General features: G+C 43.8%; 7 protein-coding genes, 10 tRNA genes and 2 rRNA genes. 3 read left to right on the top strand and 16 right to left on the bottom strand.

Annotated features, from left to right (window positions below):
- Positions 1–37 precede the first annotated feature (37 nt).
- The 4 genes from LXF01_RS03255 to LXF01_RS03240 all read right to left on the bottom strand — a co-directional run bounded on the left by LXF01_RS03255 (position 38) and on the right by LXF01_RS03240 (position 5171).
- Positions 38–2931: ribosomal RNA gene (locus tag LXF01_RS03255) — 23S ribosomal RNA — on the bottom strand.
- A 413-nt stretch (positions 2932–3344) separates the two neighbouring features.
- Positions 3345–3420: transfer RNA gene (locus tag LXF01_RS03250), tRNA-Ala, on the bottom strand.
- 74 nt (positions 3421–3494) lie between these two features.
- Positions 3495–3571, bottom strand: a tRNA-Ile gene (locus tag LXF01_RS03245).
- Positions 3572–3632: 61 nt separating this feature from the next.
- Positions 3633–5171, bottom strand: a 16S ribosomal RNA gene (locus LXF01_RS03240).
- Together the 16S and 23S rRNA genes with 2 tRNA genes alongside form the textbook arrangement of a ribosomal RNA operon.
- Positions 5172–5695: 524 nt before the next feature.
- Here LXF01_RS03240 and LXF01_RS03235 point away from each other — a divergent pair.
- From LXF01_RS03235 to LXF01_RS03225, 3 genes are read left to right on the top strand one after another with little or no spacing between them, the layout of a single operon-like run.
- Positions 5696–6196 carry a YfiR family protein gene (locus LXF01_RS03235; RefSeq protein ID WP_180103195.1) on the top strand — a complete coding sequence of 167 codons (501 nt, stop codon included), beginning with the start codon at positions 5696–5698 and terminating at the stop codon, positions 6194–6196.
- Positions 6193–7410 carry a diguanylate cyclase domain-containing protein gene (locus LXF01_RS03230; protein ID WP_180103194.1) on the top strand — a complete coding sequence of 406 codons (1218 nt, stop codon included), beginning with the start codon at positions 6193–6195 and terminating at the stop codon, positions 7408–7410. Before LXF01_RS03235 ends, LXF01_RS03230 begins: the two co-directional genes overlap by 4 nt.
- Before the next feature lie 8 nt (positions 7411–7418).
- Positions 7419–7898 carry an OmpA family protein gene (locus tag LXF01_RS03225; RefSeq protein WP_180103193.1) on the top strand — a complete coding sequence of 160 codons (480 nt, stop codon included), beginning with the start codon at positions 7419–7421 and terminating at the stop codon, positions 7896–7898.
- Between the two features lie 114 nt (positions 7899–8012).
- On the opposite strand, the gene LXF01_RS03220 is transcribed toward LXF01_RS03225, so the two are convergent.
- The 12 genes from LXF01_RS03220 to secA form a co-directional block, all read right to left on the bottom strand.
- Positions 8013–8089 (bottom strand) — tRNA-Pro (locus tag LXF01_RS03220).
- Positions 8090–8106: 17 nt separating this feature from the next.
- A tRNA-His gene (locus tag LXF01_RS03215) sits at positions 8107–8182 on the bottom strand.
- Between the two features lie 105 nt (positions 8183–8287).
- Positions 8288–8364: transfer RNA gene (locus LXF01_RS03210), tRNA-Pro, on the bottom strand.
- 17 nt (positions 8365–8381) lie between these two features.
- Positions 8382–8457: transfer RNA gene (locus LXF01_RS03205), tRNA-His, on the bottom strand.
- A 105-nt stretch (positions 8458–8562) separates the two neighbouring features.
- A tRNA-Pro gene (locus tag LXF01_RS03200) sits at positions 8563–8639 on the bottom strand.
- A 3-nt stretch (positions 8640–8642) separates the two neighbouring features.
- A tRNA-His gene (locus tag LXF01_RS03195) sits at positions 8643–8718 on the bottom strand.
- Between the two features lie 44 nt (positions 8719–8762).
- Positions 8763–8839, bottom strand: a tRNA-Arg gene (locus tag LXF01_RS03190).
- A 45-nt stretch (positions 8840–8884) separates the two neighbouring features.
- Positions 8885–8961: transfer RNA gene (locus LXF01_RS03185), tRNA-Pro, on the bottom strand.
- 154 nt (positions 8962–9115) lie between these two features.
- The gene (gene nadA / locus LXF01_RS03180) at positions 9116–10183 is read right to left on the bottom strand and encodes a quinolinate synthase NadA (RefSeq protein ID WP_180173469.1); all 1068 of its coding nucleotides are present in this window, start codon (positions 10181–10183) and stop codon (positions 9116–9118) included.
- 153 nt (positions 10184–10336) lie between these two features.
- The gene (gene argJ / locus LXF01_RS03175; RefSeq protein WP_180085460.1) at positions 10337–11557 is read right to left on the bottom strand and encodes a bifunctional glutamate N-acetyltransferase/amino-acid acetyltransferase ArgJ; all 1221 of its coding nucleotides are present in this window, start codon (positions 11555–11557) and stop codon (positions 10337–10339) included.
- A gap of 160 nt (positions 11558–11717) precedes the next feature.
- Positions 11718–12074: a hypothetical protein gene (locus LXF01_RS03170; RefSeq protein ID WP_078194125.1), complete on the bottom strand. Its 357-nt coding sequence runs from the start codon at positions 12072–12074 to the stop codon at positions 11718–11720.
- 144 nt (positions 12075–12218) lie between these two features.
- Entirely contained in the window at positions 12219–14942 is a 2724-nt protein-coding gene (gene secA, locus LXF01_RS03165; RefSeq protein WP_233945004.1) for a preprotein translocase subunit SecA, read from the bottom strand.
- Positions 14943–15162: the final 220 nt, after the last annotated feature.

The following is a 15162-nucleotide window of genomic DNA, read 5'->3' as shown; positions in this document are numbered from 1 at the left end:
TCAATTGATGCTTTACATACAACTGTTTGGGTGTTGTATAGTCAAGCCTCACGAGCAATTAGTATTGGTCAGCTTCATGCGTCACCGCACTTCCACATCCAACCTATCAACGTCGTAGTCTTCAACGGCTCTTTAGTGGACATAAAGTCCAAGGGAAATCTTATCTTGAGGTAGGCTTCCCGCTTAGATGCTTTCAGCGGTTATCCCTTCCGAACATAGCTACCCGGCGATGCGACTGGCGTCACAACCGGTACACCAGAGGTTCGTCCACTCTGGTCCTCTCGTACTAGGAGCAGATCCTCTCAAATTTCCAGCGCCCACGGTAGATAGGGACCGAACTGTCTCACGACGTTCTAAACCCAGCTCGCGTACCTCTTTAAATGGCGAACAGCCATACCCTTGGGACCTGCTTCAGCCCCAGGATGAGATGAGCCGACATCGAGGTGCCAAACACCGCCGTCGATATGAACTCTTGGGCGGTATCAGCCTGTTATCCCCAGAGTACCTTTTATCCGTTGAGCGATGGCCCTTCCATACAGAACCACCGGATCACTAAGACCTACTTTCGTACCTGCTCGACTTGTGGGTCTCGCAGTTAAGCGCGCTTTTGCCTTTATACTCTACGCGTGATTTCCGACCACGCTGAGCGCACCTTCGTACTCCTCCGTTACTCTTTAGGAGGAGACCGCCCCAGTCAAACTACCCACCAGACATGGTCCTCGCTCCAGATCATGGAGCAGAGTTAGAACCTCAATATTACCAGGGTGGTATTTCAAGATTGGCTCCACCGAAACTAGCGTCTCGGTTTCAAAGCCTCCCACCTATCCTACACAAGTAAGATCAAAGTTCAATGTCAAGCTGCAGTAAAGGTTCACGGGGTCTTTCCGTCTAGCCGCGGGTACACCGCATCTTCACGGCGATTTCGATTTCACTGAGCCTCTGCTGGAGACAGCGCCCCCATCATTATGCCATTCGTGCAGGTCGGAACTTACCCGACAAGGAATTTCGCTACCTTAGGACCGTTATAGTTACGGCCGCCGTTTACTGGGGCTTCGATCAAGAGCTTCGCTTACGCTAACCCCATCAATTAACCTTCCAGCACCGGGCAGGCATCACACCCTATACGTCCACTTTCGTGTTTGCAGAGTGCTATGTTTTTAATAAACAGTTGCAGGGGCCTGGTTTCTGTGGCTGCTCTCAGCTCAGGAAGCAAGTTCCATCACCAAAAGCAGCGTACCTTCTCCCGAAGTTACGGTACCATTTTGCCTAGTTCCTTCAGCAGAGTTCTCTCAAGCGCTTTGGTCTACTCGACCTGACCACCTGTGTCGGTTTCGGGTACGATTCCAGTGTAACTGAAGCTTAGAGACTTTTCCTGGAAGTATGGTATCAGCCACTTCACTGTACAAGTACAGCTTGCTGTCAGATCTCAGCATAGAGTACCCCGGATTTGCCTAAGATACATGCCTACTTCCTTTCACCTGGACAACCAACGCCAGGCTGACTTAACCTTCTCCGTCCTCTCATCGCATTACACTGAAGTATTGGAATATTAACCAATTTCCCATCGACTACGCCTCTCGGCCTCGCCTTAGGGGTCGACTCACCCAGCCCCGATTAACGTTGGACTGGAACCCTTGGTCTTTCAGCGAACGGGTTTTTCACCCGTTTTGTCGTTACTCACGTCAGCATTCGCACTTCTGATACCTCCAGCAGACTTCTCAATCCACCTTCATCGGCTTACAGAACGCTCCCCTACCACTTACACTTATGTGTAAATCCGCAGCTTCGGCATATAGTTTTAGCCCCGTTACATCTTCCGCGCAGGCCGACTCGACTAGTGAGCTATTACGCTTTCTTTAAAGGGTGGCTGCTTCTAAGCCAACCTCCTAGCTGTCTATGCCTTCCCACATCGTTTCCCACTTAACTATAATTTTGGGGCCTTAGCTGGCGGTCTGGATTGTTTTCCTCTTGACTACGGACGTTAGCACCCGCAGTCTGTCTCCCGGATAGTACTCATTGGTATTCGGAGTTTGCATCGGTTTGGTAAGTCGGGATGACCCCCTAGCCGAAACAGTGCTCTACCCCCAATGGTATTCGTCCGAGGCGCTACCTAAATAGCTTTCGGGGAGAACCAGCTATCACCGAGTTTGATTAGCCTTTCACCCCTATCCACAAGTCATCCCCTGGCTTTTCAACGACAGTGGGTTCGGTCCTCCAGTTAGTGTTACCCAACCTTCAACCTGCTCATGGATAGATCACCCGGTTTCGGGTCTACACCCAGCAACTAAACGCCCTATTAAGACTCGATTTCTCTACGGCTCCCCTAATCGGTTAACCTTGCTACTGAATGTAAGTCGCTGACCCATTATACAAAAGGTACGCAGTCACCAAACAAGTTGGCTCCCACTGCTTGTATGCATGCGGTTTCAGGATCTATTTCACTCCCCTCACAGGGGTTCTTTTCGCCTTTCCCTCACGGTACTGGTTCACTATCGGTCAGTCAGGAGTATTTAGCCTTGGAGGATGGTCCCCCCATATTCAGACAAGGTTTCACGTGCCTCGCCCTACTCGACATCATTATCTAAGCCCTTTCGTGTACAGGACTATCACCTACTATGGTCGCACTTCCCAGAGCGTTCCACTAAAGCTTAGATAACTTAATGGGCTTTTCCCCGTTCGCTCGCCGCTACTGAGGGAATCTCAATTGATTTCTTTTCCTAAGGGTACTGAGATGTTTCACTTCCCCTCGTTCGCCTCATAAACCTATGTATTCAGTTTATGATACCCGCCTTATAGCGGGTGGGTTTCCCCATTCAGAAATCTCCGGATCACAGGATATTTGCCGCCTCCCCGGAGCTTATCGCAGGCTATTACGTCTTTCATCGCCTCTGACTGCCAAGGCATCCACCACATGCACTTAATTACTTGACTATACAACCCCAAACAGTCGTTTGATCCTACAAGTAGATCAACCAACATTACAGTTTAGAGCTTCGTGAATTTAATCACTGTACAGCTTCAATTAGATTCATATACCAAAACGCTTGATTCAGTTAATTTCGCTAGTAACTCATTTCATTCAACTTTCACAATTGCTTGTTAGGTTAAATCAAACGAGTATGAACAAATTATTTCAACTCAAATATATTCTGTTAATGATTTTTCCAGCCTTCGTCAGGTCAGGAAACTGTGATAAATCACAGAGCTTAATAACAATGAAGCGAATCATACGCTACTTTGTTGCTAAGCTCTATAACCTAAACACTTGATCGCTTAAGGACTAAGCTAACAATCATTTGATTGTTTATTTTAGCTTCGTTCTTTATACATTCCGAAGGAATGTATGGTGGAGACTAGGAGAGTCGAACTCCTGACCTCCTGCGTGCAAAGCAGGCGCTCTACCAACTAAGCTAAGTCCCCAGCTTATCAATAAGTCAATGTTTCTGATTCTCTGTTTGCTTCCGTATTTTATTCAAATACTTCGTTAGTCAGAATGGTGGGTCTGACAAGACTTGAACTTGTGACCCCACGCTTATCAAGCGTGTGCTCTAACCAACTGAGCTACAGACCCTCAGATACATCGTCATGAAGAACAACTTGTTGTGGATTCTTACCAATCATCAATCTTTCGTTAAGGAGGTGATCCAGCCGCAGGTTCCCCTACGGCTACCTTGTTACGACTTCACCCCAGTCATCGGCCACACCGTGGTAAGCGTCCTCCTTACGGTTAGACTACCTACTTCTGGTGCAACAAACTCCCATGGTGTGACGGGCGGTGTGTACAAGGCCCGGGAACGTATTCACCGCGGCATTCTGATCCGCGATTACTAGCGATTCCGACTTCATGGAGTCGAGTTGCAGACTCCAATCCGGACTACGATCGGCTTTTTGAGATTAGCATCTCCTCGCGGAGTAGCAACCCTTTGTACCGACCATTGTAGCACGTGTGTAGCCCTGGTCGTAAGGGCCATGATGACTTGACGTCGTCCCCGCCTTCCTCCAGTTTGTCACTGGCAGTATCCTTAAAGTTCCCGGCTTAACCCGCTGGCAAATAAGGAAAAGGGTTGCGCTCGTTGCGGGACTTAACCCAACATCTCACGACACGAGCTGACGACAGCCATGCAGCACCTGTATGTAAGTTCCCGAAGGCACCAATCCATCTCTGGAAAGTTCTTACTATGTCAAGACCAGGTAAGGTTCTTCGCGTTGCATCGAATTAAACCACATGCTCCACCGCTTGTGCGGGCCCCCGTCAATTCATTTGAGTTTTAGTCTTGCGACCGTACTCCCCAGGCGGTCTACTTATCGCGTTAGCTGCGCCACTAAAGCCTCAAAGGCCCCAACGGCTAGTAGACATCGTTTACGGCATGGACTACCAGGGTATCTAATCCTGTTTGCTCCCCATGCTTTCGTGCCTCAGCGTCAGTATTAGGCCAGATGGCTGCCTTCGCCATCGGTATTCCTCCAGATCTCTACGCATTTCACCGCTACACCTGGAATTCTACCATCCTCTCCCATACTCTAGCTTCCCAGTATCGAATGCAATTCCCAAGTTAAGCTCGGGGATTTCACATCCGACTTAAAAAGCCGCCTACGCACGCTTTACGCCCAGTAAATCCGATTAACGCTCGCACCCTCTGTATTACCGCGGCTGCTGGCACAGAGTTAGCCGGTGCTTATTCTGCGAGTAACGTCCACTATCTCTGGGTATTAACCAAAGTAGCCTCCTCCTCGCTTAAAGTGCTTTACAACCAAAAGGCCTTCTTCACACACGCGGCATGGCTGGATCAGGGTTCCCCCCATTGTCCAATATTCCCCACTGCTGCCTCCCGTAGGAGTCTGGGCCGTGTCTCAGTCCCAGTGTGGCGGATCATCCTCTCAGACCCGCTACAGATCGTCGCCTTGGTAGGCCTTTACCCCACCAACTAGCTAATCCGACTTAGGCTCATCTATTAGCGCAAGGTCCGAAGATCCCCTGCTTTCTCCCGTAGGACGTATGCGGTATTAGCATCCCTTTCGAAATGTTGTCCCCCACTAATAGGCAGATTCCTAAGCATTACTCACCCGTCCGCCGCTAGAAATCGGTAGCAAGCTACCTATTCCCGCTCGACTTGCATGTGTTAAGCCTGCCGCCAGCGTTCAATCTGAGCCATGATCAAACTCTTCAGTTTAAAATCAATAGTACATATAGTGTACCAATCTTGGCTCATCAATTACTGACAAAAATTTGCTCAAATAAACTTCGAGTAATTTCTACCATCAATCAATGAAAATAATTTCGATCGATCAATCAGTAAAAATCCACACAAGTTGTTCTTCATAATCTCTTAATGATCTTCTTGTTGGTTCGTCACCAGCAAGCTAGGTCGGCTATATTACTCTTTATTTCTAAAGAGTCAACCAGTAATTCAAATTATTTTTAAACTTTCTTTCTAAAACCCAACTTAATCAATTCAACCAAGTCATTGTTTTATCAGAAGTTTTAATCTTCATCACCGCCGATGGATGTGCATTCTACAGCATTTCTGATCCAACGCAACACCTTTTTTATGATTTATTTTACGCATGTCGCTTTTTTAAACACATAAACATTCTTTTGTATTATTATTGGGCTATATACGCCCTATTTCATATAATAAAACGTATATACACCCAATTTTCATTCCATTTAATTTAAGACATTTTTTGATTTCGTATGGTTGTTTTAAAAAAAACTGCCTATTTAATAATGGCGTGCTCCATTTCACCCTTATTATATGCAGCTCCCACAGCAAATATTTTCACAACCACTTTCTCTATTTTGAGTTATGCCAAGTGGGAAACCACTTCACCCAAATTTTGCGTGATTAATAATTCAAGTTTAGTCAATGATTTTAAAAAACTTGCGCCAACCCACAGCAGTTATAAAATTACAGCCATCAATGTGAATGACATCAAATCCAGTCATTGCCAAGTTTTATTTTTTTCCAATCTATCAGCAAAAGAAGAACAAAGTATTTTAAACAACCATGTTAATTTCCCCGCCCTCTCTCTAAGTAGTAACAATAGTGAGTGTGAGTCGGGCAGTGCATTTTGTTTGTATAAAAAAAATCAGAGTTATTCGTTTAAAATTAATATGGAAAGTTTAACGCAGTCACAAATACATATTGATCCACGCGTTTTATTACTGGCGAAGTCATCGGAGTCAGCTGAATGAAACAACTCTATAATCCAATTACATTGCACCAATTATTTACGCGTTCGCAGCTCACCATCTTTGCTTTAACTTTTACAATTTGTTCTGCGATATTTTTGGTTATTTCCACCTATACCATGCATACCTATGCAAAAAACAGCTTAACGATTTTATCGAACGCAATAAACGAACGCGTTCAACCTGCTGTGGTGTTTAATGACCAAACAACGATGCATCAAATTTTAAACGAATACACTCAACTGTATCCCATTCGATCGATAGAAATTACAAACCATCAAAATGCGTCGCTGGCTCATGCTGAGCAACAAGAAATTTCAACATTTTCCAGCCAAGCGATTTTAGATTATTTCTTTTTTAGCCAACCGATTCGTTTAGATATCCATCATGATCAGAAAAGTTATGGTGAACTGATCGTATATGGAAACTCTTCAGATTTAGTTAGTTTCTTCCATAAAATTTTATTGGGTTTATTTTTAGGTTTTATACTTTTATTGGCTACTGTGTTTTGGTCGGTGAATTCTGTTTATCAATACTTAATGCAATCTGTTCGCTCTATTGTTGAATCAGCACAAACCATTAGCATTAAGAAAGATTATAAAATGCGGGTTTCAAACTCTGATATTCAAGAATTACACGCACTCAGTACCGCCTTTAATGGTTTACTCAGTGAAATTGAACAGTCAAATAAAAACTTGATTTCAGAAAATGACAAGCTAATTCATCTAGCACGTCATGATGCATTAACCCAATTGCCAAATCGTAATTATTTTTATGAAAAGCTGTTTGAGCTATTTGACTTAAAAGCGAACGCTGCTGTGTTCTTTGTCGATATTGAAAACTTTAAACATGTGAATGACCAATATGGACACTTAGCTGGAGATGCAGTACTGCGTGCCTCATCACATTGTTTAAAACAAGCACTTCCAGATGATGCTTTCGTTGCGCGACTCGGTGGTGATGAATTTGCAATTATTATCAATCGCTTAAACTTCCTGATAGAACTCGAAGTCTTTTGTCATAAAATACATGACTGCTATGGTTCCACATTTGTTTATGAGCAACATAATATTGCATTACAAGCTAATATTGGTGTGGCACTGATCCAAAATGCAAAATCGCCAGAAGATCTAATCGCAGATGCGGATCGCGCGATGTATGATGCTAAACTTTCTAATAATCATTGGTGCATTGCACTTCAACGCCCCAACTCATAGGATTTGCTATGTTAAAGAACGCATTTAAAGTTTTATTTATACTTGCATTCACGACCACTATGACAGCCTGCATGAGTTTAGGTAACTTAAGCTACAAACAAGCACGTATGCTTAAAAAAGAAGGTTTTGTCTTGACCAATGATGGTTGGACACTTGCCCTACCAGAACGACTTTTATTTGGTTTTGATGATTATCAAATTCAACCCCACCAACAAGTCAAGTTAAATACACTTGCTACTCAACTGATTAAATATGACCTAAACAAAATTAAGTTTATTGGTCATACGGATAATGTTGGACAAGCCAATTACAACCAACAACTGTCAGAAAAACGTGCGCAAAGCGTCGCAAACGTCTTTTTAAAGCAAGGTTATAACAGTTCAAATATTCAAATTATTGGCCGTGGTGCTGAACAACCGATAGTCTCTAATGACACTGAAACCAATCGTGCCATCAACCGTCGTGTAAATGTCACCATCATTCCCTAAATAGCAGAATATAAAAAAGCCACCTTATGGTGGCTTTTTTATTTTTTATAAATTTCAGGCATAAAAAAACCGCTAAATGCGGCATCTTTTTCATAGTATTACTTTTGAGATAAATGGTCGGAGCAGTAGGATTCGAACCTACGACCCCCTGGTCCCAAACCAGGTGCACTACCAGGCTGTGCTATGCTCCGCTTTCAACTTTAAAAGTTGGGGTGAATGATGGGATTCGAACCCACGACAACCGGAATCACAATCCGGGGCTCTACCAACTGAGCTACATCCACCATCATGTTCTTGCTTGTGAATAACCAATATAACGCATTTTAAATTACAGGCATAAAAAAACCGCTATATGCGGTATCTTTTATCGACCGTTTTCTTTAAGAAAATGGTCGGAGCAGTAGGATTCGAACCTACGACCCCCTGGTCCCAAACCAGGTGCACTACCAGGCTGTGCTATGCTCCGCTTTCAACTTTAAAAGTTGGGGTGAATGATGGGATTCGAACCCACGACAACCGGAATCACAATCCGGGGCTCTACCAACTGAGCTACATCCACCATCATGTTCTTGCTTGTGAATAACCAATATAACGCATTTTAAATTACAGGCATAAAAAAACCGCTGTATGCGGTATCTTTTATCGACCGTTTTCTTTAAGAAAATGGTCGGAGCAGTAGGATTCGAACCTACGACCCCCTGGTCCCAAACCAGGTGCACTACCAGGCTGTGCTATGCTCCGAATTGGGGTGAATGATGGGATTCGAACCCACGACAACCGGAATCACAATCCGGGGCTCTACCAACTGAGCTACATCCACCATCACAACAAGTTTCAGATTCTAGTATCAGAACACCAATAAAATGGCGCGCCTGACAGGATTCGAACCTGTGACCATCCGCTTAGAAGGCGGATGCTCTATCCAACTGAGCTACAGGCGCATTACCGATGACATAGACTATCACGCGATTTTTGCCTTGAGAAATTGGTCGGAGCAGTAGGATTCGAACCTACGACCCCCTGGTCCCAAACCAGGTGCACTACCAGGCTGTGCTATGCTCCGTTTCATCTCAGCTTTCGCTGTATCGCATATCGTGCGGTACGGTGTGCATTCTAGGCGTGACGTTGATTAACGTCAACACCTATCTTCAAAAAAACATAAAAAATCATTTCAAGCGATTATTTATCAAGCACTTTAATCATTTTTCAAGCAAAAATTAACGTTTTAAACTGGCGCTGAAATTCAACATCCGATCTAAAGGCAATTTAGCACGCTCAGCCAATGCCGCATCTACAAAAATTTCCTGATCGCCTTTTTGTAAAACTTCCAGAATGCCATCCAATTCATTCATCGCCATCCAAGGGCAATGCGCACATGAACGACAAGTCGCTCCCTCACCTGCCGTCGGTGCTTCGATGAGAATTTTATTCGGCACAGCTTGCTGCATTTTATAAAAAATACCGCGATCTGTTGCCACGATTAAACGTTCGTGTGGCAAGGTTTGTGCAGCCTTGATCAATTGCGAGGTGCTACCGACGGCATCTGCAATATCCACCACAGATTCTGGTGACTCTGGATGTACCAAAACTGCTGCATCAGGATACAGCGCTTTCATATTGGCAATCCCACGTGCACGGAACTCTTCATGGACAATACATGCCCCATCCCATAGCAACATGTCTGCACCAGTTTTCTTTTGAATATAGCGACCGAGATGCTGATCGGGTGCCCAAATAATTTTTTCACCTAAACTATCTAAATGCTCAACAATTTCAACAGCACAGCTCGAGGTTACCACCCAGTCTGCACGTGCTTTCACTGCCGCCGAGGTATTGGCATATACCACAACCGTATGATCCGGATGTGCATCGCAAAATTTGGTAAATTCATCGACCGGACAGCCCAAATCAAGTGAGCATGTTGCCTCCAGAGTAGGCATCAGTACGGTTTTTTCAGGAGATAAAATCTTCGAGGTCTCCCCCATGAATTTCACTCCTGCAACCACCAACGTCGTTGCTTGATGGTCACGACCAAAACGTGCCATTTCAAGTGAATCCGAAACGCATCCACCGGTCTGTTCTGCTAGTTCCTGTACTTCAGGATCACAGTAATAGTGTGCAACAAGGACAGCGTTACGTTTTTTGAGTTCCGCTTTAATTAATTCAAACTTTTCAAGCTTTGCAGCTTCCGTTAAGTGATGCTCTTTAACATCACCCAAACGATCCAAATGCGCTTGTACAATTGATTTTGCTTCATTTGCAATTAAGTTGTTTGCATTATTCATCACAACGTCTTCTCTACCCTTAATGCCTGCTACTACACAGGTGCTTCACAACTGACCCATAAATATGGCACTTGGCTATTTTTTACCGGTCATTAAAAAGTTCCACTTATAAAAAAGCCTCACAACGGAGGCTTTTCAAAAACATCAAATATTTTATGAACGGTAATCTGCGTTAATCTTGACATAATCATACGACAGGTCACAGGTATACACAGTATCTCGCGCACTGCCACGTCCTAAATCTACACGGATCGTGATCTCAGATTTCTCCATCTCTGCAGCCCCTGCTGCTTCGGTATAATCTGCTGCGGCACCACCGTCTTTACAGATTTGAACATCACCTAACCAGACCTGAATTTTTTCAACATCTAAGTTTGGCACACCTGCATAACCAATAGCTGCCAAAATACGGCCCCAGTTTGGATCTGATGCGAAGATTGCAGTTTTAACCAACGGTGAATGTGCAATGCTATAAGCAATATCACAACATTCTTGAGTATCTGCGCCGCCTTCTACCGCCACAGTAATAAACTTCGTCGCACCTTCACCATCACGGACAATGAGCTGTGCAAGACGTTTCATTACACGTGTTAACACGTCTAAAACAGCAGCATAACGTGAATCTGATTCTGAAGTAATTTCTACGCCACCAGCTTGGCCCGTTGCAATCAAAATACATGAGTCATTCGTTGAGGTATCACCATCCACCGTAATACGGTTAAACGACAGGTTAACTGTGGTTTTCAAAAGCTGTTGCACCAGCTCACGGCTAATGGGTGCATCAGTTGCCACATAACTCAACATGGTCGCCATATTTGGACGAATCATGCCTGCGCCTTTAGAAATGCCTGTCATAGTATACAGAACGCCATCTAGTTCGAACTGTTCAGATGCACCTTTAGGTGTGGTATCAGTGGTCATAATGCCCGTTGCCGCATCCAACCATGCATCTTCCTGCAAACTATCTAATGCTGGTTGCAAGCCTTGAACCAAACGATCAATAGGTAATTGCTCGCCAATTACACCCGTTGAAAATGGAAGAACTTCTGTATTTTGAACACCTGTCAGTTCTGCCAGTTTCGCACACGTCGCCTCAGCATTTGCCATGCCGATTTTGCCAGTACCGGCATTGGCATTTCCGGTGTTAATCACTAAATAACGTGGATTACCTGCCAATAAGTGCGCTTTCGAAATATGGACCGGTGCTGCACAAAATGCATTTTGAGTAAAAACGCCTGCGACATTAGAACCTTCAGCAAATTCAAAAATGACAAGGTCACGTCGGTTCTGATAGCGCACATATGCTTCAGCCGAACCGATTTTTACACCTTTCACCACATGCATCTGTGGCATAGATACGTCACCAACTGCCATTTTTCAACGTCCAACTATATGAGTTATAAAAAATACAGCTTAGTGCAAAATCTATAAAAAATCGAGCAGAAGCACGGTTTTGCTGTAATTTTATTGTGGATTTCTTTTGCACATAAAAAAACCAGCCTTTCGACTGGTCTTTATCGATGTTCGTCGTAAATTAGTTACGCGCAAGCTGAGTTGCTTCATCAAGAAGCACTTGTTTCGCTTTTTGTTGACTCGCAGCAGAAAGGGCTGGGTTTTCAGCCACAATACGGTCAGCATTCGCCGCATTGGCTGCTGCAATTTTTGCAGTTTGCAATACGATTGGACGATTTGGATTGGCAAAGGTATAACGAATACCCGTACGCGGGCTTGCTACAGTCACTTGACCGTCAGTACCAACCTGTACTTGAGTTGTTGTTGGACCAACTGCTTGTTGAACTTTCTCTAAAGAAGTCGTCTGAGGAGCGTTTGCAAAGGCAAAAGTTGGCAAAGCCAAAGCAGCAATCATGAACGGTTTTAGTACTTTTTTCATTGTCTTTTCCGTCTTACGGTTATTGATAGAAACTAAATAACATTTAATCTACTGAACTGCAAATACTATTCAGGTCAGATTAGTAGTGTAAATAAAAAATCAGAGCGCTAAGACTCTGATTTATTTGAAATTAAAAAATGCTGTTTAGATTTTACCGTGACATTGTTTATATTTTAGACCTGAACCACATGGGCAAGGCGAGTTACGACTTTCTGGCGGAACAATCACTTGCTCTGCAGGTGTGTATTGCGCATCGATAACATCATTACCATTGGCTTCAGCCAACAAATTATCAAAGTCGTTGTGTGACAGCTGAAGATTCATTGATTCAGCTTGAGCCTGTTTTTGAGCTTCCATTTCTGCAAGCTCTTCGGCTGTAGGCACATGAATACGAGATAAATCTGTCACGACATCGGACTTAATCACAGCAAGCATGTTTACAAATAAATTAAAGGCTTCTTTTTTGTATTCTTGCTCAGGATTTTTCTGCGCATAACCACGTAAATGAATCCCTTGACGTAAGTAATCCATTGCTGCCAAATGCTCTTTCCAATGGCGGTCCAATGAATTCAACATAAAGTGACGTTCGAGCATTGCAGCCGTTTCGTCACCCATTTGCGTACGACGTGAACGGTAGTGCTGAAGAACTTCATCAGTAATACGTTCAACCAAAGCTTCTTCATCCAAACGACGATCTTGCTCTAACCACTGCGAAATTGGTAGTTCAATCGATAGATCTTCACGTAGCGCCTTTTCAAGACCTTCTATATCCCACTGATCGTGAATAGACTCAGGTGGAATATATATTTCGATCATGCCTTTAGTCACATCCTGAATCATCGTTTCGATGTAATCTTGTAAAGACGGTTCAACAAGAATTTCATCACGCTGAGAGTAAATAATCTTACGTTGTTCGTTGTTTACGTCATCGTATTTCAATAGATTTTTACGAATATCGAAGTTACGTGCTTCAACTTTACGTTGTGCATTTTCAATCGAGCGTGACACCATTTTATGCTCAATGGCTTCATCTTCTTTCAGCCCCATGGCACGCATCATTGCAACCACGCGATCACCTGCGAAGATACGCATCAAGTCATCTTCAAGCGACAAGTAGAAACGTGATACACCTGGGTCACCTTGACGGCCCGCACGACCACGTAACTGGTTATCGATACGACGAGATTCATGACGTTCTGAACCAATGATGTGTAAACCACCAGAGTTCAGCACCATTTCATGATTTTGTTCCCACTCTGCTTTCAAACGTGCTTCATCTGCTTCAGTCGGCTCTTCAATCTTCGCCAGCAACGCTTTCCAGTTACCACCTAACAGAATATCAGTACCACGACCAGCCATGTTAGTCGCAATGGTCACTGCACGAGGTGAACCCGCTTGCGCAATAATATCCGCTTCGCGCTCATGTTGTTTCGCATTAAGTACTTCATGTTGAATACCAGCTTCTTTCAGCTTATCTGATAAAATTTCAGAGGCTTCAATGGTTGCTGTACCAATCAGAATCGGCGCAACACCCGCTTCATGAATACGTTGAATTTCTTGAATGATGGCGTTGTATTTACCTTCACGGTTTAAATAGATTAAATCGTTTTGGTCATTACGAATCATTGGGCGATGGGTTGGAATAAGTACAACATCCAAGCCATAAATTTCTTTCATCTCTGCAGCTTCAGTATCTGCAGTACCCGTCATACCTGATAATTTTTTGTATAGACGGAAATAGTTCTGGAATGTTGTAGTTGCTAAAGTTTGGTTTTCAGGTTGAATTTCCAAACCTTCTTTGGCTTCTACTGCTTGATGCAAACCTTCTGACCAACGGCGACCCGGCATGGTACGACCAGTGTTTTCATCGACAATGATCACTTCACCTTCGTGAATGATGTAATGCACGTTGCGTTGGTATAGGTAATGCGCACGAATGGCCGCAGAAACATGGTGCACCAAGTTTAAATTAGCAGATGAATATAGACTTTCACCTTCAGCAAGCAAGCCCATTTGAATCAATTCAGCTTCAACAGTTTCATAACCGACTTCGGTCATTTCTACAGAGCGCTGTTTTTCGTCAATCCAGAAGTGACCACCATCTGGTACCTTCTCTTCTTTTTGTGCATGAAGTTTTGGTGGAATGCTGTTAATGGCAGCATACAACTGAGATGAGTCTTCTGATTGACCAGAAATGATCAACGGTGTACGTGCTTCATCAATCAGGATCGAATCGACCTCATCGATGATGGCATAGGTTAAGCTGCGCTGTTTTTTCTCAGCAGCAGAAAACACCATGTTGTCACGCAAGTAATCGAAACCGAATTCGTTGTTGGTACCGTAAGTAATGTCAGCACGATACGCTTGAGCTTTTTCAGTTGAGTCTTGCATTGAGTAAATAATCCCAATGCTTAAACCTAAAAATTCGAATAATGGACGGTTTAATTCAGCATCACGCTGTGCGAGATAGTCGTTCACCGTAATCACGTGAACACCTTCACCACTAATCGCATTGAGGTAACAAGCAAGCGTTCCCATGAGGGTTTTACCTTCACCGGTACGCATCTCTGCGATCTTACCTTCATGTAAAGTAATACCACCAATCAGCTGTACGTCATAATGACGCATGCCCATGACACGCTTCGCAGCTTCACGACAAACAGCAAACGCTTCAGGTAATAATTTATCAAGGCTGTCGCCTTTTTTATAACGTTCTTTGAATTCTTCAGTTTTTGCAGATAAGTCTGCATCGCTTAGAACAGATATCGTCGGCTCGAGCGCATTAATCTTCTCTACGATTTTACGCATGCGTTTGAGTTCGCGCTCATTTTTGGTACCGAAGATTCCTCCGATCAGACTTGCCAACATGAATAGACTCTCTAAATCTTGCTTGTCAAATGAATATATTTTCTTAGTCGTTATTATGGTGCTAGAAATTCGAAGTACAAGGGTTTTGCACAAAAATCCCCTTAAATATTCTGCGCTCGGGTTCTAGCCCCGGAGACTTAAGGCAAGCTAATGTAACAAATTTTCTGCAGACAACATAGTGACTCTGTCGTGAGATATTTCGCATTTATCCCCCAATAAA

Source organism: Acinetobacter sp. SH20PTE14 (assembly GCF_021391555.1).
Lineage (GTDB): Bacteria > Pseudomonadota > Gammaproteobacteria > Pseudomonadales > Moraxellaceae > Acinetobacter > Acinetobacter amyesii.
Note: the sequence above shows the minus strand (reverse complement) of the source record. Positions and strands in the feature narration are given on the sequence as shown.

What these genes read in the sequence shown, in the direction of transcription:
- LXF01_RS03235 (WP_180103195.1), top strand. Translation starts at nt 5,696, where the DNA reads ATGGTTGTTTTAAAAAAAACTGCCTATTTAATAATGGCGTGCTCCATT.
- LXF01_RS03230 (WP_180103194.1), top strand. Translation starts at nt 6,193, where the DNA reads ATGAAACAACTCTATAATCCAATTACATTGCACCAATTATTTACGCGT.
- LXF01_RS03225 (WP_180103193.1), top strand. Translation starts at nt 7,419, where the DNA reads ATGTTAAAGAACGCATTTAAAGTTTTATTTATACTTGCATTCACGACC.
- nadA (WP_180173469.1), bottom strand. Translation starts at nt 10,183, where the DNA reads ATGAATAATGCAAACAACTTAATTGCAAATGAAGCAAAATCAATTGTA.
- argJ (WP_180085460.1), bottom strand. Translation starts at nt 11,557, where the DNA reads ATGGCAGTTGGTGACGTATCTATGCCACAGATGCATGTGGTGAAAGGT.
- LXF01_RS03170 (WP_078194125.1), bottom strand. Translation starts at nt 12,074, where the DNA reads ATGAAAAAAGTACTAAAACCGTTCATGATTGCTGCTTTGGCTTTGCCA.
- secA (WP_233945004.1), bottom strand. Translation starts at nt 14,942, where the DNA reads ATGTTGGCAAGTCTGATCGGAGGAATCTTCGGTACCAAAAATGAGCGC.